The 1,969-nt window shown below is 60.9% G+C and carries 1 protein-coding gene and 3 pseudogenes; 2 read left to right on the forward strand and 2 right to left on the reverse strand.

Going from position 1 to position 1,969, the window contains the following annotated elements; all coding sequences use genetic code 11:
• Positions 1 to 196: pseudogene (locus SOP97_RS04265) on the forward strand (group II intron reverse transcriptase/maturase); the annotation flags it as partial.
• A 215-nt stretch (positions 197 to 411) separates the two neighbouring features.
• Positions 412 to 783, forward strand: a pseudogene (locus SOP97_RS04270) (integrase arm-type DNA-binding domain-containing protein); the annotation flags it as partial.
• 109 nt (positions 784 to 892) lie between these two features.
• On the opposite strand, the gene istB reads toward SOP97_RS04270, so the two are convergent.
• Entirely contained in the window at positions 893 to 1,648 is a 756-nt protein-coding gene (gene istB, locus SOP97_RS04275; RefSeq protein WP_317521494.1) for an IS21-like element ISPpu7 family helper ATPase IstB, read from the reverse strand.
• A 17-nt stretch (positions 1,649 to 1,665) separates the two neighbouring features.
• Positions 1,666 to 1,969: pseudogene (locus SOP97_RS04280) on the reverse strand (IS21 family transposase); the annotation flags it as partial.

Raw genomic sequence — 1,969 nt, forward strand, 5'->3', positions numbered from 1 at the left:
CTCTWCGAGGGCGCGCAACCTGATGCGCCTGGGATTGAGCGAGGAGCGTGCCTGCAAGTCGGCCTTCAATGGCCGAGGCCCGTGGTGGAACTCAGGAGCGCCGCATATGAATCAGGCGCTGCCGAAGAAGCTATGGGACAGACTTGGACTGGTCTCGATACTGGATACGATCAATCGGCTTAACCGCATGGCCTGAACCGCCGTGTACGGAACCGTACGCACGGTGGTGTGGGAGGACGGCGGCCGTGAGGCCGCCTCCTACCCGATCCTGAAATCCAGCAAATAAGGGGCTTTCAGCGCCACCAGCGTCCACGAGCATCCACTCAAAGCCACGCCAATCTGTATTCCAAATTGTATTCCAAGCACTCAGATGCTAATTTTTGGAATACAGAATCTCTTCCTGGAATACCAATGGGCGCCAAAGCTACCACCCTCTCTGAACTCAAAATCAAAGCCGCCAAGCCTAAGGATAAGGATTACGTTCTGAGTGATGGTAATGGCCTTCAGATGCGAGTGAGAATCAATGGCTCAAAGCTATGGAACCTCAACTATCACCACCCCATAACCAAGAAACGCATCAACATGGGGCTTGGTACCTATCCAGAACTCTCTCTGGCGCAAGCTAGAAAACTGACCGTTGAGGCGAGAGAGCTGCTTGCCATGGGAACTGATCCGAAAGAACACCGGGAAGCTTTAGGGCAAGCCAAGAAAGCTGAAACTGAGCACACATTTCAGAATGTAGCGACGGCCTGGTACGAGCTGAATGCGGATTCCACGCCATCCGGCCACCCAGTCCGCTCTCATCTGGCCAGGCATTCCAGGGCCATCTGGCCACCTGTTCCACGGCCATCCGGCCGGGCAGTCGGAGCGCAGCGACGCAGGGGTGGCATTGTTAGTCCGGGTTGGCTGGCGTCGTCAATTTCTGCGTCCGTTTGCGCATTGATTCACCCTTCAGATTGATCCGGTAAGCGTTGTGCACCAGGCGGTCGAGGATAGCGTCGGCCAGGGTCGGATCGCCGATCAGTTCGTGCCAGTTGTCCACCGGCATCTGGCTGGTAACGATGGTCGAGCGCTGGCCGTAGCGGTCGTCCAGTAGCTCCAGCATGTCGCGCCGCTGTTCGGCGGTGAACGGGGCCAAGCCCCAGTCATCGAGGATCAGCAGGTCGGTCTTGGCGTAGCTGCTCATCAGCTTGGCGAAGCGCCCGTCGCCATGGGCCAGACCCAGTTCTTCCAGCAAACGCGGCAAGCGCAGGTAACGCACGCTGTAGCCTTCTCGGCAGGCCTGGTGGGCCAGGGCGCAGGCCAGCCAGGTTTTACCGACACCGGTGGGGCCGCCGATGATCAGGTTGAGGCCGTCGCGTAGCCACTGGCCGCCGCTCAGTTGCAGGATCAGCGCCTTATCCAGCCCGCGCGGGCTACGGTAGTCGATGTCTTCGAGGCAGGCGTTGTGCTTGAGCCGGGCCTGGCGCAGGCGGCTGCTCAGGCGCTTGTCATCGCGTTCGGTCAGCTCGCGGTCGACCAGCAGGCCGAGGCGTTCCTCGAAGCTCAGGCTGTCGATTTCCGGGGTTTTCAGTTGTTCATTCAGCGCCTTGAGCATGCCGTGCAGGCGCAGGGTTTGCAGCTTGTCCAGGGTCGGATGGGGCAGCATGGTGAGTTTCCTTGTGTTCAGTGGTAGTAGCCGGGGCCGCGCAGGTTGGCGTGGTCGTCCGGCAGCAGGGGCAGGTGCTGCTGGGCCAGCGGCAGGTTTTCCAGCCCCTGGCGCAGGATCGATTCGAGGCTCTTGTAACTGCACGCACCGAGGCTGATGGCGCGACGGCAGGCCAACTCCAAGCGCACTTCGCCATGGGTCTTGCCCAGGCGCAGGATGCCCAGGCAGGCCCGGTAGCCCTGCTGCGGATGGATGCGCCGTTCGAGGATGTGCCGGATCACGCCGGCGGTGCTCGGCCCGGTCTGCTCGGCCCAGCGGATC

Source organism: Pseudomonas spirodelae (assembly GCF_034653255.1).
GTDB lineage: Bacteria > Pseudomonadota > Gammaproteobacteria > Pseudomonadales > Pseudomonadaceae > Aquipseudomonas > Aquipseudomonas spirodelae.